16 protein-coding genes and 1 pseudogene are annotated in these 19,949 nt (G+C 67.3%); 9 read left to right on the top strand and 8 right to left on the bottom strand.

Annotated elements, in window-relative coordinates; translation table 11 throughout:
• Positions 1-70: 70 nt before the first annotated feature.
• On the top strand, positions 71-889 hold the full coding sequence (locus ACK8N7_RS01065; protein ID WP_403218480.1) for an alpha/beta fold hydrolase: 819 nt from the start codon (positions 71-73) through the stop codon (positions 887-889).
• A gap of 117 nt (positions 890-1,006) precedes the next feature.
• Here ACK8N7_RS01065 and ACK8N7_RS01060 read toward each other — a convergent pair whose 3' ends face one another.
• The gene (locus tag ACK8N7_RS01060) at positions 1,007-2,215 is read right to left on the bottom strand and encodes an MFS transporter (protein WP_500440392.1); all 1,209 of its coding nucleotides are present in this window, start codon (positions 2,213-2,215) and stop codon (positions 1,007-1,009) included.
• A 124-nt stretch (positions 2,216-2,339) separates the two neighbouring features.
• Here ACK8N7_RS01060 and ACK8N7_RS01055 point away from each other — a divergent pair, with 124 nt between their 5' ends.
• Together ACK8N7_RS01055 and ACK8N7_RS01050 are read left to right on the top strand one after the other, a co-directional pair.
• Positions 2,340-3,236: a LysR family transcriptional regulator gene (locus ACK8N7_RS01055; protein WP_500440391.1), complete on the top strand. Its 897-nt coding sequence runs from the start codon at positions 2,340-2,342 to the stop codon at positions 3,234-3,236.
• A gap of 700 nt (positions 3,237-3,936) precedes the next feature.
• Complete coding sequence (locus tag ACK8N7_RS01050) at positions 3,937-5,070, top strand: outer membrane protein assembly factor BamB family protein (protein WP_500440390.1); 1,134 nt, start codon at positions 3,937-3,939, stop codon at positions 5,068-5,070.
• A gap of 108 nt (positions 5,071-5,178) precedes the next feature.
• Here ACK8N7_RS01050 and ACK8N7_RS01045 read toward each other — a convergent pair whose 3' ends face one another.
• From ACK8N7_RS01045 to ACK8N7_RS01035, 3 genes are all read right to left on the bottom strand, one after another.
• Positions 5,179-5,883, bottom strand: coding sequence for a hypothetical protein (locus ACK8N7_RS01045; protein ID WP_500440389.1), 705 nt, complete (start codon positions 5,881-5,883; stop codon positions 5,179-5,181).
• Positions 5,884-6,593: 710 nt separating this feature from the next.
• The gene (locus tag ACK8N7_RS01040; RefSeq protein ID WP_403218485.1) at positions 6,594-7,193 is read right to left on the bottom strand and encodes a hypothetical protein; all 600 of its coding nucleotides are present in this window, start codon (positions 7,191-7,193) and stop codon (positions 6,594-6,596) included.
• A 706-nt stretch (positions 7,194-7,899) separates the two neighbouring features.
• A complete protein-coding gene (locus ACK8N7_RS01035) occupies positions 7,900-8,460 on the bottom strand; it encodes a hypothetical protein (protein ID WP_500440388.1) in 561 nt (186 codons plus the stop codon).
• An 8-nt stretch (positions 8,461-8,468) separates the two neighbouring features.
• Between ACK8N7_RS01035 and ACK8N7_RS01030 the strand changes: the two genes are divergently transcribed.
• Entirely contained in the window at positions 8,469-9,725 is a 1,257-nt protein-coding gene (locus ACK8N7_RS01030; RefSeq protein ID WP_500440387.1) for a hypothetical protein, read from the top strand.
• Positions 9,726-9,732: 7 nt separating this feature from the next.
• Here the strand turns inward: ACK8N7_RS01030 and ACK8N7_RS01025 are convergent, their stop codons facing one another.
• The 3 genes and pseudogenes from ACK8N7_RS01025 to ACK8N7_RS01015 form a co-directional block, all read right to left on the bottom strand.
• Positions 9,733-10,866 carry an IS630 family transposase gene (locus ACK8N7_RS01025; RefSeq protein ID WP_500440386.1) on the bottom strand — a complete coding sequence of 378 codons (1,134 nt, stop codon included), beginning with the start codon at positions 10,864-10,866 and terminating at the stop codon, positions 9,733-9,735.
• A 264-nt stretch (positions 10,867-11,130) separates the two neighbouring features.
• A complete protein-coding gene (locus ACK8N7_RS01020; RefSeq protein WP_403220031.1) occupies positions 11,131-12,276 on the bottom strand; it encodes an IS701 family transposase in 1,146 nt (381 codons plus the stop codon).
• Between the two features lie 59 nt (positions 12,277-12,335).
• Positions 12,336-13,315, bottom strand: a pseudogene (locus ACK8N7_RS01015) (IS5 family transposase).
• Between the two features lie 271 nt (positions 13,316-13,586).
• On the opposite strand from ACK8N7_RS01015, the gene ACK8N7_RS01010 reads away from it, so the two are divergent.
• A complete protein-coding gene (locus ACK8N7_RS01010; RefSeq protein ID WP_500440385.1) occupies positions 13,587-14,447 on the top strand; it encodes a DUF3592 domain-containing protein in 861 nt (286 codons plus the stop codon).
• A gap of 205 nt (positions 14,448-14,652) precedes the next feature.
• Here the strand turns inward: ACK8N7_RS01010 and aztA are convergent, their stop codons facing one another.
• Entirely contained in the window at positions 14,653-15,396 is a 744-nt protein-coding gene (gene aztA, locus ACK8N7_RS01005) for a zinc ABC transporter ATP-binding protein AztA (protein ID WP_500440384.1), read from the bottom strand.
• A gap of 15 nt (positions 15,397-15,411) precedes the next feature.
• On the opposite strand from aztA, the gene aztB reads away from it, so the two are divergent.
• From aztB to aztD, 4 genes are all read left to right on the top strand, one after another.
• Positions 15,412-16,272, top strand: a complete 861-nt coding sequence (gene aztB, locus ACK8N7_RS01000; RefSeq protein ID WP_500440383.1) for a zinc ABC transporter permease AztB — start codon at positions 15,412-15,414, stop codon at positions 16,270-16,272.
• Positions 16,273-16,293: 21 nt separating this feature from the next.
• Positions 16,294-17,529, top strand: a complete 1,236-nt coding sequence (locus ACK8N7_RS00995; RefSeq protein WP_500440382.1) for a hypothetical protein — start codon at positions 16,294-16,296, stop codon at positions 17,527-17,529.
• The gene (aztC, locus tag ACK8N7_RS00990) at positions 17,526-18,503 is read left to right on the top strand and encodes a zinc ABC transporter substrate-binding protein AztC (protein ID WP_500440381.1); all 978 of its coding nucleotides are present in this window, start codon (positions 17,526-17,528) and stop codon (positions 18,501-18,503) included. Before ACK8N7_RS00995 ends, aztC begins: the two co-directional genes overlap by 4 nt.
• Before the next feature lie 110 nt (positions 18,504-18,613).
• The gene (aztD, locus tag ACK8N7_RS00985) at positions 18,614-19,813 is read left to right on the top strand and encodes a zinc metallochaperone AztD (protein ID WP_500440380.1); all 1,200 of its coding nucleotides are present in this window, start codon (positions 18,614-18,616) and stop codon (positions 19,811-19,813) included.
• Positions 19,814-19,949: the final 136 nt, after the last annotated feature.

Genomic DNA, 19,949 nt, shown 5'->3' with positions numbered 1-19,949 from the left:
TTATTGAAAACTCCACACAGTTTTCATCGAGAGGCGGCACCATGTACGGGAGACCACTTAGGATCTCGACATGGACATTGATGCAGCCTCGATACCCGATCCACTGAAACTCGGCAAAGGACCAGGTCTCCTCCTTGCGCATGGCGCGGGGAGTGACATTCAAGACAGTTATGGGCCAGTGATCGAGCGGCTCACCGCAGTCAGCACCGTGGTCGGCCCCGATTTCCCCGGGTCCGGAAACTGCCCCTTACCGCAGGGCCGGCTCACACTGGACGGAACAGCGGATTACCTTGTGGCGAGCGCGGTGCGCGCAGGCGTAGAATCCTTCGCGATATCCGGATTCTCCATGGGGACGGCCGTGGCCGTGCGAGCGGCCACCCGTCATCCCGACCGAGTGACCGGACTCATCCTGTCCTCCGGTTTCGCCTATCCGAATTCCCGGCTCCGCCTCGTCATCGACACCTGGCGTGCGCTCGCCCGGGACACCAGGAACCCCAGGACCCTCGCGTCCTATCTGTCACTCCTCGTGGGTGGCCCGCAGTGGCTCGACGGGCGCAGCCCGGAAGAAGTCGAGGAGCAGGTCGCCCTGTTCTCCGCCGGAATGCCGGTCGGAGCCGACGCACAGCTGGCGATGTTCGACCACATCGACGTGCGGGAGGATCTCCGCACGATTACCGTTCCCACCCTGGTGATCTCCCCCCTGGCCGACCTGATCACCACTCCCCTTCACTCACGGGAACTCGCCGACGGCATCCCGCACGCCGAGCTGGTCACGCTGGACTGCGGCCACGCCATCGCCGCGGAACGCCCGGAGGCGTGGGCCGACGCGATGACGAAGTTCCTCACCGCCCTGCCCCTTGCCGGGGAGCCGGCCTCCAACCAGCCGTAACCCGCACCGGTGCCCGGGGGTTGCTCGCCCCCGGGCACCGTTCACGTAACAGGAGCGGGGTCCCTCCCGGATGCCGTTCACGCGACACGGGCGCGGTGAATCCATACACCAGGGCGGTCAGGCTCCGACGGCCGGCGCGGGGGACCAGCCGACCGTCGTGGTCACCAACGCGCCCACCGCGAGCGCTCCGCCCACCCACATCACCGCCGTGATGCCGATGCCGTCCGCGGCGAGCCCGCCGATCAGCGCGCCCAGCGCGATGGCTCCGTTGAACACCCCGACGAAGAGCGAGGATGCCGCCTCGCGGGCATCCGGGGAGGCGAGCAGGATCCAGGTCTGCGTACTGACCGAGACACCTCCGTAGCTCAGCCCCCAGACCGCCATCAGCACGGCGGCGAGAGCCACCGACCCGCCCAGCCACGGCAGGGCGATCACGGTGGCCGCCATGACCGCGCTGATCACCAGCAGCGTCCTGCGCGGCGAGCGGGCCGCCCCGGCCCCGGCCAGGAAGTTCCCGGCCACACCGGCGACCCCGTACACCAGGAGCAACGTGCCGATCATTCCCGCGCCGACGCCGGAGACGTCCTCCAACACCGGCCTGATGTAGGTGTACGCGGCGAAGTGACCGGTCACCACGAACCCGACGACGATGAGGCCCGTACGCACCTGGGCGTTGCCGAACAGTCCCATCACACCGCCGAGCGGGATGGCGCGCTCCGCCGGCAGCCGCGGCAGCAGGACCGCCGCCGCGAGCAGGACCACCAGTCCGAGCCCGGCGGCCGCGAGGAACGCGGAGCGCCACCCGACCGCCGCTCCCAGGTACGTTCCGGCCGGAACGCCCAGCACGGACGCCACGGCGATTCCGCTGAAGACCAGGGAGGTGGCGGGGCCGACCGATTTCGCCGGCACCAGCCGCACGGCGAGGCCGGCTGCGATGGCCCAGACGCCGCCCATGCCGATGCCGACCAGGATGCGGGCCACAACCATGATCCCGAAGTTCGGAGCCCAGGCCGCGCCCAGGTTGCCGACCACCAGCACGGCGACCAGCGCACAGAGCGCCATCCGGCGGTCGGTCCTGCCGAGCATCGAGACAAGTACCGGGGACGAGACCGCCGCGACCAGTCCGGTGATCGTCAGCGTGAGGCCGGCCACCCCTTCGGAGACCCTGAGCGACTCGCCCATCGGGGTCAGCAGCCCGACGGGCAGCATTTCGGACGTGACCACCGTGAACGTGCCCAGCGCCAGGGCCACCACGCCCAGCCAGCCACTGAGCGGCGACCTCTGCCGGGCGGATGGTGTACCTGTGGATTCCTCAACCTGCGTCATGCCTCCAGCCAACAGACCCCGGGGCGAGGGAACAACGGCCAACCTCTCATCCTTCTATGAGCTGGGCTCATCGATAGATCGGCCGTCCGCGAGCACCCGTGCCGCGGTGGGGGGAGAAACCGCTGTGAGCAGTCTGGACGCCCGCGAACTGGAGGCCTTTCTCGCACTGGCCGAAGAACTCCACTTCGGTCGGGCAGGGGAACGCCTGTACGTCTCGCAGAGCCGCATCAGCCAACTGCTGCGGTCCCTGGAGAGCAAGGTCGGCGCCCGGCTCGTCGAGCGCACCAGCCGCCGGGTCCGGCTCACGCCACTCGGCGAACAGCTCCTCGCGGGACTGCGCCCGGCCTTCGATGCCATCGTGCAGACGATCGACGAGGTACGGGACGTGGCGCGGGGCGTCGGGGGGCTGCTCCGCGTCGGCTTCCAGGGCACGGCCAACGACCAGGTCATGAACGCCATCGCGCTCTTCCAGAGCCGGTATCCGGACTGCGCCACGGAGATCGTGGAGATCCCCTTCTCCGACCCCTTCGGCCCGCTGCGCCGGCGGGAGGTCGACACGGCCGTGGTACTGATGCCGGTCCAGGAGAGCGATTTGGTGCTGGGGCAGGTCTTCTCCAAACAGCCGCAGTCACTCGCCGTGTCCACCCGGCACCCCTTCGCGAAGCGCAAGGCCCTCGACGCCGAGGACCTGACGGCCTGTTCGCTCATCGGCGTCCACGGCGCGGCCCCGGAATACTGGCGCCGCGCCCAGGCCCCGGCCGCCACTCCCGAGGGCCGTCCCATCGCCGCCGGCCCCTCGGTGAGCACGCTCCAAGAGGGCCTGGCGCTGGTACAGGCGGACCGCGGCGCGATGCTGCTGTGCCACCCCACCGCCGACTACTACGGCCGCCGCGCGGTCACCTTCGTCCCCCTCACCGGCCTCCAGGACTCCTTTCTCGCCCTCGTGTGGCACCGCAACCACGAGACCGCCCGCACCCGCGCCTTCTCCCAGGCCCTCGCGGCCGTCGCCGACGCCGGGTGAGCGGCCCGGCGGGAACGTCTTGCCGATCTGTCGGCACTACCGCTGCCAGGTGCGGATCGCTAGCCGCTTCAAGCCAGGGTGCCCACCGCACACTTCTGCCGCTTCGAGCATCAGGTCAGGATGCGCGTGATCACTGTCGGAAGCCCCCATAAGTCCTCCTATATCAAAGTCACCATCGATGCCGCAGGCCAAAAGGTTGGCCAAAGAAAATTCGTTGTCGACGCCGGCACTTACGGCCAGCTGATGCGCTGTTGCGAGCGCAGGCCCGCTCGTTGATGGTCTGTGAGTGATCTGGTGGGGGACGCGCGGACGTGGTCGCCGAACGCGCCGCTGGCGACTTTCCACCTTCCGGTCTGTTCGTGCTGGAGGAGGCAGCGCTCGTTGGTGGACGTCCAGGCAGCGCAGGGGGCTTCGCCTCTCCTCCCGCACGCGGGATGGTTTCTCCTCACGGGTTGCAATCGTCCGCGGTGCGGCACTGATGATCACCGGCATCTACGCTGTAGGCCATCCGAGTGGCGGACCAGGGGCGGGGATTTGCATGGCGGAGCGAACGAACAGCGCCCGAAGAGGCGGCACGGGAACTCCACGCGCATGGAGGTCCCAGCTCGGCTGCCTTACCGGCATAGGCGTCGCACTGGCGATCGTCGGCGGCACTGCCTGGGCGACCCTGGATTCCTTGGGCTACTGGCCGGGATCCTCGATGACGACAGCCTGGGATTCCCGGAGCGAAAAAAGGGCACCCGAGGACAGCACCCACCAGACCTGGCTCGTCGGCGACACCCTCACGCTCGCCCGGTACGACGCCGTCACCGGCTTCGACGCCGACTCGGGCAAGGAGCGCTGGCAGTTCGTCCCGCCGCGGCAAACCGATATCTGCGCCGCCAGCAAGACCACCGACGGCACCCGCGTGCTGGTCGCACACACCGGAAAGACCGGAGAAGCCAGCGGGCGCTGTGCCGTCGTCACCGCGCTTGACCTCACCGACGGGCGCGAACTGTGGAACACCACCCTCGCCACGGCGACCGGGGGCACCGCCGACAGATCCGATGCACTCGCCGCGGGCGGCGGGCTCGGCGTGGTCCTCGACGCCGGGACCGGAACGGGCACCACCACCGTGCGCGCATTCGATCTGCTCACCGGCTCCGAACGCTGGACGGCCGCGGTGCCCAAGGGCTGCGCCCCGGCCAGGACCGCCATCGCGCCGAAGCAGGTTGTCGCAGTACTGGCCTGCGGCGAGGAGGTGAAGCTGGCCGCCTTCGACCCTGCCGACGGCAAGGAACGGTGGACCACACCCCTCGACACCCGCAACGGCGTCGCCACCGGCTCGAGCGTGACGATCACAGCCACCGACCCGATCGTGCTGCGAGTCGACGAGGGCGACCGGGGCATTGAGGCCTTCCTCACCTTCGGGCCGGACGGCCGCCCCGGAGCGCGGGTCCAGGTCACCGGCGACGACTACGGCTCGATCGGCCCGGACACGGTCGTCTCCGGCAAGCGACTCTTCGCGCTCACCGACGGCGGCCCCTGGGGACGTCTCGTAGCCTTCGACCTGACATCCGGCGACGAACTGTGGCAGAACGACGACATCGGCGGGGCCGCCTACGCCATCCAGGGACTGCATGCCCATGCAGGTCGGGTCATGGCTGTGAAGGCATCCGACAGATACGGGGACCACCTGTACGGCTTCGACGCCGCCACCGGAGACGAGGAGGAGGACCGCACCTTCCGGGACAACGTGGGCTCCTTCGACGGCCTGCTCCCGTACAAGGACCGGATCATCGCCGTCCGCTCGGGCAGCTCCGCCAAGCCCTTCACCGCGTACGAGCGCTGGTGACCTCCTTGTTGTAGCCCCCGGGTGCCGTTCGCAGGGGCTGGGGAGCCACGTAGAAACGCAAGAAGGCCCGCACCCCCGCCACAGCTTTCGCGGCGGGGGTGCGGGCTTTCACGGTAGGAACCAGCCTGGCTGGGCCGTCACGCGCCCGACCCCGCGACTGCGGTGTTCGGGAGCCCGACTGCGTCGGTCTCGTACGGGTTGGTGAACAGCTGGTGATCGCTGACATCGAGGGGGCCGAACCGCACGTCCCGGCACGAGGGTGGTCTCCTGCCTGTCCAGTGCGGCGGTGAGCCGGTCGTGGTCCTGCTGCGCGTGCCCGGTCTGGGTGTACGGGCCGAGGCGCAGCAGTGTGTGGCCGTCGGGGCTGTCGTCGCGTTTGCGGGCTTCGATGCAGAGGGCGTAGCGGGCGGGGTCCATGCCGAGGTCGTCGGGCTGGAGGAGGTTCGCGGCGGCGTGGGTGAGCGTCTCGTAGCTGGGCTGCCGGATGCCGAGGATTGAGCTGGTCTGGCAGCGCAGCCAGCCGCGTTCGGTGTAGCCGAGCTGGCGGCCGTTCCGGTAGGCCGCGGCGTGCGGTGCGGCGGGGTGGACCAGGGCGACGGCGATCATCTCGGGGCTGTGGTCGTCGCCGGGGCGGGTGTGTGCGCGCTCGACGAACGGGCCAATGCGCACGGCAATGTTTTGGGAGCGGCCGGGCGCCCAGGGCTGCGGGTTACGCAGGGCGGTAAGCGTCGCGCGGAACTGGTCGACGACGGTCTGGTCCTGGGCGGAGAGGGTGCCGGGGGCGTGGCCGCAGCGGCGGAAGGGACGGATCATCGGACCCTCTCCTTCTCTGGGTTGGCGGTGCGGGGGCCTGCGGGCGTCTTGATGACGCGCGGCAGATGGACGTGCAGGTGCTCGACTACGACTTCGCGGCCGCGGCCGCGAAGCTCTCGGGCCAGGAGTTCGGTGAGTCCGGCTGCCCTGTTCCGGATTACGTAAACTCCAACTCGCAGCATGAACCCTTGTGTCCACACTCCGGGGGTCACCTCACTTCGACCCTCAAGCCGGCGTAGTACATGTTCCACCCGCGCTGCGGAGTGCGGACGCGCTGGAACTGCAGTCGTGTGTCGGCCTGCCGGTCCGCGACCCGGACTTGGAGAGCGTGGAGCGGGCGGTGCGCCGACGTCGGCCGAGAACTGGTTCGTGATCCTCAAGGCCCCACCAAGGCGGTATATCCAGGTGGAACCGACGCTCGGGCCGACGGCGCTGCGGGCGCATACGCGGTCGAGTTCCGCGCCGGTTCCCCCGAGCGGCACTACCGCTGCGTGCTTCATGACCGTGAACAGGCGGTATCCGTGTTCGTGGACTTCACACGGGATCCAGCAGTGCGACCGGCCAAAGTTGTGTGGGAGAAGACGTCGCTGTGAGCGTCGGCGTGTTAACCCGCCCTGACTTTTGAGGGGAGGCTGTCCTCCATCACGGCGAAGAGCCCGTCAGCATGCTGACGGGCTCCCGCGAAGCGTTGAAGCTAACCTGCTGTGAGGTCAGATCGTCGGTGTCTCGTCGATGATCTCCTTGTGCGGTTCGACGACGAACTTCCAGCCTTCGCTGGGCTCCAGGAACCGCACTCGCGTCGGGTAGATGTCAAGGGCGCGCCGGTCGCGATTCTGGCTGTTGGCGTTCTTCCGGCCCCGTGCCGGTTCCTCGTAAAGGTCGACCTTGGCATCAGGTACCTCGACGACTTCCTCGCTCCAGCGCTGAACCACCCCCGCACCGAACGCGTCCCGAGCGGCAGAGTAGAGCGATTCCAGGGATTCCTTGCTGCCGTTGGGAACGAAGAGGGCCAGGTTCAGGAGAACGCCGGCACTCTGGAGCACCTCGATTTCCTCCCCCGCCTTGTCGGCGATCCAGATCCCACCCTCTTCCGCATTTTCGGGAAGAACATGAACCTCCTCGCCGAATACGGTCCGCGCGACGAAGGACCCTCCCTCAAAATTCTCACCCGGCTTCGTGAGGAAAGCTGGCGCATAGCAGTCGTGAGAAACTCCATCCATTCCTACCTGGACAAGGGTTTCGTCCTGGAGTCCCAAAGCTGAAATTTCGTCGGCCGTAAGACGTCGAGCCGCAACCTTCTCGGTATTCACGCCAGTCCCCTTTATCGCAACGCCCTGTGAATTCATCAATACTCTACCACGAGAAGGGTCGGTAATTTCCTTTCGGGGATACCCCGAAGTGCCTCGATATGGCAACGACTAACGCAGAGCTGAGGACTCGAAGGGGACATCCGCAGTGTTCTTTCTGTGCCGAGATAAAACCCAGATCTGCTCTTGAGGAGCGGCGCCTCCTATCGGCTTCAGAAGCCGACATCTGCCGCAATTTCCGTTCTTAGCGTCGACATTCCTGGCGCCGCGATGAACCATATCTACGCCCCGCAGGGTCGAGCGTAGATATGATCAGCCCTCCTCTTCCCGCCCAGCCCTGGGCGCCTCCCGGGTAGGCTTGATCGTGCACAGCAAGGTTCGGGCGCCCCCGTATACGGAGGCGCCCGTTTGCTGTACGCGGTGTGTGATCTTTCGCGCGTCGGGGTCGGGGAAGGGGAAGACTCGGCAAAGGCCGGGTCAGGCGGCACGAACAGGAGCGGGACAAGGGCAAGTTGCCTGAGCCCTCTCCTCCAGGAGGGCCGCGTACTGCTGCGCACGATCGACGTCGTCGAGGTCCGGCCGGTCCACGAACTGGCGGATCCGTGCGTTCACCACGGCGGCCCTGGTAAGCGGCTGCATCGGGATGCCGGCTGCGGACGGGAAAGTCATACGGGCAGACTACCGACGGGGTCTGACAGAAGCCTGAAAATTACGGGGCGGAGCCCTCCGCTCGAGTTCTCCGCGTGGTGGCTCGTAGCGGAGAGGGGTCAAGGATCTGCTGACCACGAAGCCCCGCCTCGACCTGCAGCTCCTGCCAGCGCTCAACGCTGGCGGTCTCGGGCCATCCCAACTCCGCGTATGGGCGGGGCGTGCGCTGGCCGCGGAAGCGCATGAACTCGACCTTCGCCACGAAGTGCCCTCGCGCGGCTGTGCCGCCCGCACCGGTGAGGCGTACCAGCAGGTCGCAACCGAAAGGGCTGTCGAGGGGAGCGAGGAGTACACCGCCGGGGCGCAGCTGTTCCAGCCACGCTCGGGGGATCCGGCGGACTGAAGCGGTGGCGACGATCCGGTCGTAGGGGCCGGCTGCCGGGTGCCCTTGTTCGCCGTCGCCAGTGATGACAAGCGGGTCCAGGCCCAGCCCGTCGAGGTTCCTGCGCGCCTGGGCTGCGATGCCGGGATCGACTTCAGCGGGCCGCCTATGTGTCGTGGGTGATCCCCTATCGGTGTCACGACTTCCAGGTCTGTTCGCTGCTGCCCATGACGGGCACAATCGGCCGCATGACGATGACTGTGGGTGCTCCGCTCACGCACCACGCGCCTGCCGACCTCGCTTCGGGGTTCCTGACGGCCGGTGTCATCGGAGCGTCCCTGACGGCCTTCATCGGCGGTTGCATGGTCGAGAGCGTGCCCATGCTTGTCACGGGGCTGGTCGTGCCCGCGCTCTACGGCCTTCTCTTCTTCCTTGCTACACTGCCGCGTCGTGCCAGCGAGGCCGCCGTCGTTCCGCGCAGGGCGCTCGCGGTGATCGAGAGTCGTGAGCCGGTCTGGGGTGAGACCAGCGATGTGCCAGTGCGATTCGATCTGTCCGTCGTGCCGGACGACGCGCCTGCGTTCCGCGTCGAGATGTGGCAGGACGTCAACCGCGTCGAGCTGACCGAGTACCGGTCAGGCGGGACCGTAGTGGTGGAGTATCCGCCGGACCGCCCGTGGAGGACGCAGATCGTGAGACGGCCGACTCCGCAATGGGAGGAACGGGCGGCTGTGGCCCGGGTGGTCTCGGTGCCCGGCCCGGTTATGAGGAGCGAGACCCCGGACAGCTCCTTCAACGGATTCCTCAATCTCAGCGGGCTGCTGCTCGGCGTGACCGCCGTGCTTCTGCTGTTCCGTGCCGACCTGTTCGACTTTCACGAGGGCGACAACGGCGCCGTCCCCAGACCGTCTGTCTCCTCCTCGTCATCGACGATCACCGTGACGTCCATGACAGGAACGGTCGCCATTGGCCCCGGCCGATCGATGCTCGATGAGAGCGAACTGCGCCGGGCTGTCGAGTCGTTGACACAGGGCGCGGACAAGCGTCGCGCGTTCACCGTCATCGTGCAGGACCGCCTGCTCACGGTTGTCTTCACGCCCGCCGGCGCGGAGGTCGCCGGGTTCGAGCCGAGGTCCCTTCCCTACGATCGCGTCGCCGACCTAGTGCCGCATCAAGCAACGTTCGCCCTGTCAGGCCGACATACTGATGGTGTGCTTGAGTACTTGCTTGCGACCGATGACGACGTTTTCCTCGGGCCGGTGCGCTCGGATAGGTGCCCGGATGTGCTTCAGCCAACGGGCTGGGGGGCGGTGCCGGTGGCTGGCGATGGCCACTACCGGATCGCTGTCAAGGGCATGGAGATTGAGTTCGCTTGGGAAATGCCCGGCCTTCAGGTCACGGTTCACGGCACACCAGACAAACCCATGGTTGAGGAGTTGGTGGCTACGATCGCGCGTCAGGTCGGAACCGAGCTCGCGGTGCGAGTCCGGGTAATCCCACTCTAGCGCCGCTTCAGGCGATGTTGGCTTGTTTGACCACGGTTCGTAGTTGCTGGTCGTGAGTGTGGCGGTTTCGCCAGATGATGTAACGGCGGATCATGCTGCCCTGCTCCTTGTGGCTGGCGTGGTCGGTGCCGTCGAGGGTGAAGTAGCGCAGGGCGGTGAACTGCGCTTCGATGCGGTTGAGCCAGGAGGAGTTCGTCGGGGTATAGGCGATCTCGACGTTGTTCGCGTCCGCCCACGTTGCGACCCGTTGGCACCGCTTCGTGGTCAGGTGCGGGGAGTAGTTGTCGCAGATGATGGCGATCCGCACCTTCGCTGGGTGCAAGGAGCGCAGGTAGCGGCAGAACTCCAGGAACTTGGAGCGGTTCTTGGTCTTCTTGATGTGACCATAGAGCTGGTCTTTGCCCAGGTCGTAGGCGGCGAACAGGTGCCGGACGCCATGCGGGCGGGTGTAGGTCGCCCGCCGCCGTGGCCGGGGGGCTCGGTCGGGGTCCTTGTGCCGACCACCGCGTTCGGCCCACTGGCGTCCAGGGTGGGGCTGGAGGTTGAGCGGGCCGAATTCGTCCATGCAGAGGATGATCTCGGGCTCGCCGTCCTCGGGTATGACCTCGCCGTCGGCGATGGCGTAGAGATGCTCGACACGGGCCTTCTTCTCCGCGTAGTCCGGGTCTTTCGAGGTCTTCCAGGTCTTCACGCGTTGAAAGGAGACGCCTTCCTCGCGGAGCAGGATGCGCAGGCCCTCGTGGCTGATGTCGTCGACCACCCCCTCGGTGACCAGGAAGTCGGCCAGCTTGATCAGACTCCAGGTCGAGAAGGGCAGATTGTGCTCGGCTGGCTTGGACTTGGCGATCTTCTTGATATCCCGGCGCTCGGGCAGGGTGAAAGTCTTCGGCCGGCCGCCTCTGTACTTCGGGTAGAGCGATGCGAACCCGTCGGTGTTGAAATTGTGGATCACGTCCCGGACCCGGTCCGCACTGGTGAACGTGACCTCGGCAATCTTCACCACGGGCATGCTCTGCGCGGACAGCAGCACCATCTGGGCCCGGCGCCAGGTCACCACCGACCCTGTGCCGTGGCGGACGATGCGCAACAACCGTCGGCCTTCATCGTCGTCGATCTCACGGACGCGTACTCGTTCAGCCACCCGCACAGCTTGGCGGCCGCACGCCGACCAGGACAGGACCCAAACGGTGCGTCACGTCACGACGAGGCAAACGTTGCCTGAGGCGGCACTAGTACTGCAATCACAGTTACGGGGTGTGTCCGCGTTGTTTGTAGTGGCTGTCGCGGGCGCGTGTCTGGCTGAGTCTTCGCCAGTGTGACCAGTGCAGGTGGTGGTGGATGGTGAGGTGGGCGGGGCGGAGGAGGTGGCCGATGAGGCGGCGTATCTCCGCTACGGACAGCGGTATCAGGCCACCGCTGTTTCCCCTTTTGAGAGTTCGTGGGCGCGGACGGCGGTCAGGGCCGCGAGGGCGGCCATGGCGAGGGTGATGTGCCGGTACCAGGCGTGGTAGAGACGGACTTGGTAGTGGTCCAGGCCGCAGTCGCCCTTCGCGGTCTGGAAGCATTCTTCGACGGCCCAGCGGGCGCCGGCCACCCTGACCAGGTCTTTCAGTCGGGTGGCGACGGGGCCGTAGCAGACGTAGTAGGCGAGGTCCGTGGGGTCTTTGAGGCTTCGGCGGGCCAGGACCCAGTGGCCGTGGCCGTTCTCCCACCAGATCCGGATGGGAATCCGCGCCCACTGGTACATGCGCTCGCCGTGGGATCCCTTCCCGGCGGACAGACGCTTCCACGCCTGCGGTGCGAGACCGGTGACGAGGTCGTCGACACGGCGTTCGCCCATGCCGCGGGTGATGACGGTGTCGCTGGTCTTCACGCACATCACATGGCTGATGGCCCGCTGTTCCATCCAGCACCTGAGGGATTTCGACTGCCCGTAGGCCTCGTCCGCTGTGACCCAAGCGAACGGCACGCCGGCCTCCACCGCACGAAGGAGCATGGCCTTGAAATGCTCCGTCTTCGTCGCGAACAACACCTCGTCCGGAATCCCCGCGTCCCGGCACCGCTCACGGTCGTCCGTCCACGAGGCGGGCACATACAGTTCCCGGTCGATCAGAGCCCGGCCTTTCGTCGAGGCGTAGGCCAGAAAGGTGCCGACCTGGCAATTTTCCGTACGTCCAGCCGTTCCGGAATATTGCCGCTGGACGCCGGCCGAGCGCACACCCTTCTTCAGGAAGCCGGTGTCGTCTCCGATCAGGACGCCGTCCTTGTCACCGATCGTCTCGACAACGTAGTCCCGCACGTCGTCACGGACTGCATCCGCGTCCCAGTCCGCCTCGCCCAGCAGCCGCTGCATCCCGATCGGCAGCCGGTCACCGGCCCGTTCCGCCAGCGTCCAGCCGTTCTTCCGCTCCAGCGGAGCGATCAGGCCCCGCATATACGCAAGCGCCCGCGCACGCGGCTCCGACCTCACGAAACGCGACGCGAACCTGGCATGCAAACCCGCCAGCACCCCGTCCCACTGCCCAACCAACCCCACCCCGAGCTCAGCCATACACCAACTCAACCACACGCAAGTGTGATTGCAGTACTAGGGCCTGTGTGATGTCGTGATCACGCGGTGGTCTTGAGTAGGTCGTCGATCCAGATCATGGAGGCTCGGAGGTGGAGGCCGGCTAGGTAGCTTTCGGGCGACTTGTCGTAGCGGGTGGCGATGCCTCGCCAGGCTTTCAGCTTGTTGATCAGGCGTTCGACGGTGTTCCGTTCCTTATAGAGGTCGGCGTTGTGGCTGATGGACCGGCCGCCTTGTGAGCCCTTCTTCTTGCGGTTTGCGGCCTGGTCCTTCTTCTCCGGGATGACTGCTTTGATGTTGCGTTTTCGCAGGTAGCGGCGATTTCCGCGCGACGAGTAGGCCTTATCGCCGGCGACGGCGCCGGGCCTGGTGCGGGGACGGCCCACCGGCAGACGGACTCGCACCTTCTCGAGCACGGGGATGAACTGCGGACTGTCCGCGGCCTGCCCGACGGTCAGGACGAACGCGAGCGGACGGCATCTGCGGTCCGCCGCGAGATGAATCTTGCTGGTGAGGCCGCCCCGGGACCGGCCGAGCTGGGCCTGCTTCAGGCGGAGCTTGCGTCGGCGCCGGATACGCCGGCGCTCGTCCTGTCCGTTCTGTTCCTCCGTGCCACCCCTTTTTGCCGGGCTGTCTCCTGCTCCAGCGCGGCTTCCTCCAGGGCCGACATGAGGTGCTTGCTGACGCGGAGCCCGGCGGCGTCGTGGTGGGCGCGGACCGTAGTGGAGTCCACGCTGACCAGCGACAAGTCTGTTTGCTCCGCGCGGGCTGCCTGAGCGACCAGTCCTTCCAGCAGAGCGGTGAACACACCAGCGTCCCGCCAGACGCGGAAACGTCCGTAGACGGTGGCCCACGGGCCGAACTCGGCAGGCATCTCCCGCCACTGACCGCTGGAGCGGAACCGCCAGACCACCCCCTCGAACTGTTCCCGCAAACGCTCCGGATACGGGCCGTACCTACCGATCGGCAGGAACGGCTCGATGAACTTCCACTGGGCATTGGTGAGTTGCCTACGCGTCACGACCACAGTCCTACCGGATTCCACCCCACGAAGAGCACAGAACCCGGCAATTGATCACGACATCACACAGGCCCTAGTCGAGGAGGCCCGGACCACCCTCAACGTCGACTCACCGCGGAGCTGGCAGCTCATCGCCGACAGCGTCACCGGGCCGCTCAGGCTCAGAGTCGTGGTCACCGGGGACGGGGGCACGGGAACGCTCGAGGCGGACGGGAAGGGCGAAGTGCTCAGGCGTAACGGCGGCTGACCGGACCAGCAGGAGGTGGGCGTCATGGACTGGGAAAAGCTCCTCGCACTGTGGTGCGCGGTGTGGGCTGTGCTGGCGCTGGCCGGGTACGGCATGGCGCTGGCCGGAGTGACCAGGGCCCAGCGGACGGTCCGGCGCACAGGGCGGATCGAGCAGGTGAGGATGCCTCGGCACGGCGGGTCCAGTACGGGCGGCATATCGGTGGTCATCTCCTACCGCGACGCGACCTCCGATGAGGAGGTCACCGTGACCAACGACGGCGAGCGAGGGGAGGTCATCACCGTGGCATGGGAGGGACGGGAGATAGGGGTCAGCCACCCGCGAGGCAGGCCGCATGCCTACCGGCTTGCCAACACACCTCAGGAACCGAGTCGTGGGCTGGGCCAGCCGACTCTCGCACTCTTCATGGTCTACTGCGGGCTGGTGGCCCTCGCGGGAGTCGCCTGGGAGTGGCCGTGGGCGCTGATCGGCCTCGGCGGGCCGTTGGCGGTGTTCGCCGCCGTTCACCTGCCCGGAACCGTACGTGCCAAGAATCACCGCATCGAGAAACTGGCCGCGATGGACACCGTGCACGGACGGATCATCGCGGTCCTGAAGGACGTCACCGTCGACCAGGACAACGGCACCTCAACCACCATCACCCCGGTCGTGTCGTTCACCACCCACGAGGGCATGGCCGTCACGGCTCACTGCACGTCCAACCTCCCGGACCCAGCCGGCTCGTACAGCCGAGATGTCACGGTCCACTACGCGCCCGGCGACCTTGCCGATTTCACCTTGGACCGAGCCGCCGAACGTCGCGGGGAGAGGCTGGACGTGGTGATCAACGCGCTGGCTGTCGTCGTACTCCTGGCGACGGCCGTGGCGGGGATGGCAATGCTTTGAGGCAGCGTTCAGCGCTGCTGCCGAGGCGTCGATGCTGGCTGACCGGCCAGATGGCTGCCGGCTCGCAGCGGGCCGGGCACGCCAGCCGGGGAGACATGATTGCCCGCACCGCCTCCGGGGCCGCCACCGCACTCCCGCTCCGCAAGCATCAGGGAGACATCGCCCTCCAGGCCATGTCGGCATGGCCCGTTGTGTGCCGGGTTCTTCAGAGCGTTTGCCAGAGGCGCGTCAGTGACAACGTGGTGAGGACCTGGTCCGGACACCCCTGTCCGGCAAGGCGGCCGTTTTGGAGCAGGAGGCAGGTGTCCGCCGCGCGCGCCACCTCAAGGTCGTGTGTGGCTTGGACGACCGTCACCCCGTCGGCGACGAGCGCCGTCAGCAGCGTCCCGATCCGGTTCCTTGCCTCCGGGTCCAGGCTCGTGGTCGGCTCATCGAGGAGCAGTAGGTCCGACTCCTGCGCCAGGCCTTGGGCGATGAGCGCGCGTTGACGCTGCCCGCCCGAGAGTTCGCCCAGTTGGCGTGAGGCGAGGTCGGCGATGCCGAGCCGGTCGAGCATCGCGTCCACGGTCGCGTGGTCCCGTGCGGTTAGCCGTTGCCACGGACCGCGCTCGCCCCAGCGTCCCATCTCTACGGTTTGCCGAACGGTGAGCGGGAGAGTGTCGCCGACTGCTCCGCGCTGCGGTACGAAGGCGGGCGGCCGGTCACTGGTGCGCAGGAGGTCGCCGGATATCGGCTTGATCACACCGGCGAGTACGCCGAGCAGGGTCGACTTGCCGCTGCCGTTCGGGCCGACGAGTGCTGTCGTGGTCAACTTCTTTATTTCTCCGCTGACTTGGTGGAGAACTGGGCGCCCTGGATAGCCGGCGCACAGCTCCGAGAAGTGGAGGGAGGTGGTCGGGTCGAGGGGTGGGGCGGGGGAGGGGCGGGATTTATTGAACATGATTTTCATTGTAGTGTCTGGGTCATGGAATGGTTGACGGTCCCGTTCGAGGTGACTTTCGTGCAGCGGGCCCTGTGGGGCGGGGTGCTGGTGTCCGCTATCTGTGCGCTGGCGGGCACCTGGGTGGTGCTGAGGGGGATGGCCTTCCTCGGTGACGCCATGTCCCACGGGCTGCTGCCGGGCGTCGCGGTCGCCGCGCTCCTCGGGGGCAACCTGATGGTGGGCGCGGTGGTCAGCGCTGTCGTCATGACGGCAGGCGTCACCGCGCTGGGCCGTACGCCCAGGCTGTCGCAGGACACCGGCATCGGGCTGCTGTTCGTCGGCATGCTCTCGCTCGGGGTCATCATCGTGTCGCGCTCGCAGTCCTTCGCGGTCGACCTGACCGGGTTTCTCTTCGGGGACGTCCTCGCGGTCAGGCAGCAGGATCTCCTCGTGCTCGCGGCGGCGTTGCTCGCGGCGCTGGCGGTGTCGGTCCTCGGTCACCGTGCTTTCCTGGCCCTGGCGTTCGACTCACGCAAGGCCCACACCCTGGGGCTGCGGCCGCGCCTGGCCCACGCTGTGCTCCTTGGCCTTCTCGGCCTGGCGATCGTCGCCTCGTTCCACATCGTGGGAACACTGCTCGTCCTTGGACTGCTCATCGCACCGCCGGCGGCCGCTCTGCCTTGGGTTCGCTCCGTGCGCGGCGTCATGGTGCTCGCCGCCCTGCTCGGCACTTTGGCCACGTTCGGCGGCCTGCTGCTGTCCTGGCATCTGAGCACCGCAGCTGGCGCGACTGTCGCGGCCCTCGCGGTGAGCCTGTTCTTCGTCTCCCACGTGCTGTCCGGCCTGCGTGACCGTCGTACGCGCCAGGTCCACTTCACGGCGCCCCTGCCCGAAGTCAACTGAAAGAAGCCAGAGGCGATCATCATGACCGTCCGCAGAAACGTCACTCCGTGGGCTTCGGCCGCACTGGTCCTCACCGCGCTGCTCACCACGAGTTGTGCGAGTGAGGAGGCCGATGCCGGGCGATCCGCGGCGAAGCCCCCGCCCGCCACTCCGCACGGGTACGTCGAGGGAGCGAAGGAGGCCGCCGAGCAGCAGTCCCGGCTTCTCCTGAACGACCCCACCAGCGGGAACACCAGAGTTCTCGACCTCGTCACCGGCAAGGTGCACACGACGGCCCAGGTGAAGGACGCCGTTCGGCTGAGCACGGATGGCAGGTTCGGCTACCTGCAAGCGGCCGACGGCACCCATGTGCTCGACAGCGGCGCCTGGATGGTGGACCACGGAGACCACGTCCACTACTACAGCGCGGCGATACGAGATCTGGGTGAGCTTCCCGCCGGCGGCCAAGCCCAGATACGCAGTGACGTCGCCGTGACCGCGGTGACCGACCAAAACGGCCGCACCGTCCTCTACGACCGCAGCAAACTGGAAAAGGGGCGAATAGCGACCCCTCGTACGCTACGCGGCACATACACCGGCGTCGTCGTGCCGTACGAGGAAAACCTGCTCGCCTTCGCGAACACGGACGGCACCACGGAACTCGTCGTCCTCGACCGCAAGGGCGAACGAGTTGCTTCCCCGGACGTGACGTGCGAAGCCCCCCACGGTGACGCGGTCACCCGGCGCGGTGTGATTCTCGGCTGCGCCGACGGCGCCCTGCTCGTGCGTGCACAGGACGGTGCCTTCACTGCCGAGAAGATCCCGTACGGAAAGCACGTCCCGGCGCAGGAACGCGCCACCGCCTTCCGTCATCGTCCCGGCAGCGACACCCTCACCGCCCCAGCAGGAGACGACGCCATCTGGATCCTGGACGTCGCCGAGCGGACCTGGAAGCGGATCGATACCGGGCCCGTCGTCGCGGTCAACACGGCCGGCGAGGACTCCCCGCTGCTCGTCCTGGAGACCGACGGCTCCCTACACGGCTATGACGTCGCGACCGGAAAGCAGACCGCACGGACCAAGCCGCTACTGACAGCAGGGGAACGGGCCGACTCCGACGGCAACACCCCCGTCATCGAGGTCAACCGCAGCCGCGCCTACGTCAACGACCCAGAGAGCAAGAGAGTGTTCGAGATCGACTACAACGACGGCCTGCGCATCGCGCGCTCCTTCGACCTGGACGTCAAACCGGTCCTCATGGCAGAGACAGGACGATGAGCCGAACCGAAGCGAAGCGTCGCGCGAGGGTGCGCACCCCTCGCCCGCCACACCTGATCGCGGGCCTCCTCGCCCTCGTGACAGCAATGACCGCCACCGCCTGCACCACCGACGACGACCGGCCCAGCATCGTCGTCACGACCAACATCCTCGGCGACGTCACCCGCGAGATAGTCGGCGACGAGGCCGACGTCACCGTCCTGATGAAACCCAATGCCGACCCGCACTCCTTCGGCCTGTCCGCGGTGCAGGCCGCCGAGCTGGAACAGGCCGATCTGGTCGTCTACAACGGCCTTGGCCTGGAGGAGAACGTACTGCGTCACGTGGACGCCGCCCGCGAAGCCGGTGTCGCCACCTTCTCCGCCGGCGAGGCCGCCCACCCGCTCACCTTCCACACCGCCGACAACGGCGGCCCCGAGAGCGAGGAAGGACAGCCCGACCCCCACTTCTGGACAGACCCCGACCGGATGCACAAAGTCACCGACCTGATAGCCGACCAGGTCATCAACCACGTCACCAGCGTGGACCCCGGCACGATACGGGCCAACGCCGACCGCTACGCGAAGCAGGTCGCCGACCTCACCAGCTGGATGCAGAAATCCTTGAGCCGAGTCCCCGCGGACCACCGGGCCCTGGTCACCAACCACCACGTCTTCGGCTACCTCGCCGACCGCTTCGGCTTCGAGGTGATCGGCGCGGTCATCCCCAGCGGCACCACCCTGGCCTCACCCAGTTCCTCGGACCTGCGCTCCCTCACCAAGGCGATGCAACGAGCAGGAGTGCGCACCGTCTTCGCCGACTCCTCCCAGCCCAAACGGCTCGCCGAGGTACTGCGAACAGAGATGGGCGACGGGGTTCGCGTCGTCGAACTCCACTCGGAGTCCCTCACCACCAAGGGTGCGGGCGCCGACACCTACCTGCGGATGATGCGCGCCAACACCACCGCCATGGTCACCGGCCTGACCGGCGCCTGAACCCCAACCCTGACCCCCAGCCCCCCGGCCCTCCCGGCACGCCCGCCCATCGGGCGCCGGCTCGTCGTACCCCCATGCCGCCACCCCGCGGTCCAGAAAGGAACAAACCCATGAACAAGCCGATACGCGGCAGAGCCCTCACAGGCACCGCACTGGTCCTGGCCACCGCCACGGCCCTGACCGCCTGCGGCGGAGAAACCTCCTCCACCGACACCAAGTCCGACACAACCGCGACCACCACGCCAGCGCTGGCGGTCAAAGAGCCGCTGGTCGCCACCTTCGACGGCGGCCTGTACATCCTCGACGGCGAAAGCCTGAAGCTTGCCAAGACCATTGCCCTGCCTGGCTTCAACCGGGTCAACCCCGCAGGCGACAAGGACCACGTCATGGTCTCCACCGACAGCGGATTCCGTGTCCTGGACGCCACCGACCAGACCCTCACCGACATCGAGTACAAGGGCGCCAAGCCGGGCCACGTAGTCCGCCACGCCGCAAAGACCGCGCTCTTCACCGACGGCACTGGAGAAGTCAACGTCTTCGACCCCACCGCACTGAGCGGAGGCAAGAAGCCGACAGGTCGCACCTACACCTCCGCCGAGCCACACCACGGCGTCGCCATCGAACTGGCCGACGGCAAACTCGTGAGCACCCTGGGCACCGAGGAAAAGCGCACCGGCGCGCTGGTGCTGGACCGGAACAACAAGGAGATCGCGCGCAGCGAGGACTGCCCCGGTGTCCACGGCGAAGCCGCCGCGAAGAACGAAGCCGTCGGCGTCGGCTGCGAGGACGGCATCCTGATCTACAAGGACGGCACGTTCACCAAGATCGATTCCCCCGACGGCTACGGCCGCATCGGCAACCAGGCCGGCAGCGACACCTCCCCCGTCCTGATGGGCGACTACAAGACCGACCCAGAAGCCGAGCTGGAGCGCCCCGCCCGCATCTCCCTCATCGACACCGAGAAGAAGAAGCTGCGCCTGGTGGACCTGGGCACCAGCTACTCCTTCCGCTCACTGGCCCGCGGTCCCCACGGCGAGGCCCTGGTCCTCGGCACCGACGGCGCCATCCACGTCATCGACCCGACCACCGCCACCATCGAGAAGAAGATCCCCGCGGTGGGGGAGTGGCAGGAGCCACTGGACTGGCAGCAAGCCCGGCCCACCTTGTTCGTGCGCGGGCACGTTGCGTATGTCTCCGAGCCCGGTAAGAAGGCGCTGCACGCCATCAACGTGGAGACGGGCAAGAAGATCACCTCCGTCACCCTGCCGAAGAGCACCAACGAGCTGTCGGGCGTCATCGCAGAACACTGACCCCACTGACCGCGCTTGTGCCCTCGCCGCCACGGCTTGACGACGTGGAGGCAAGGACACACGCCTACCCCGCCGGAACCCACTCACAGGGCCGGGTCAACTGTGAGCCGATTTGCAAGCACCCTCAGAGTAGTTC

This window comes from Streptomyces griseobrunneus, assembly GCF_046713465.1.
GTDB classification, from domain to species: Bacteria; Actinomycetota; Actinomycetes; order Streptomycetales; family Streptomycetaceae; genus Streptomyces; species Streptomyces microflavus.
The sequence above is the reverse complement of the archived record's forward strand: the minus strand, read 5'-3'. Positions and strand labels throughout refer to the sequence as shown.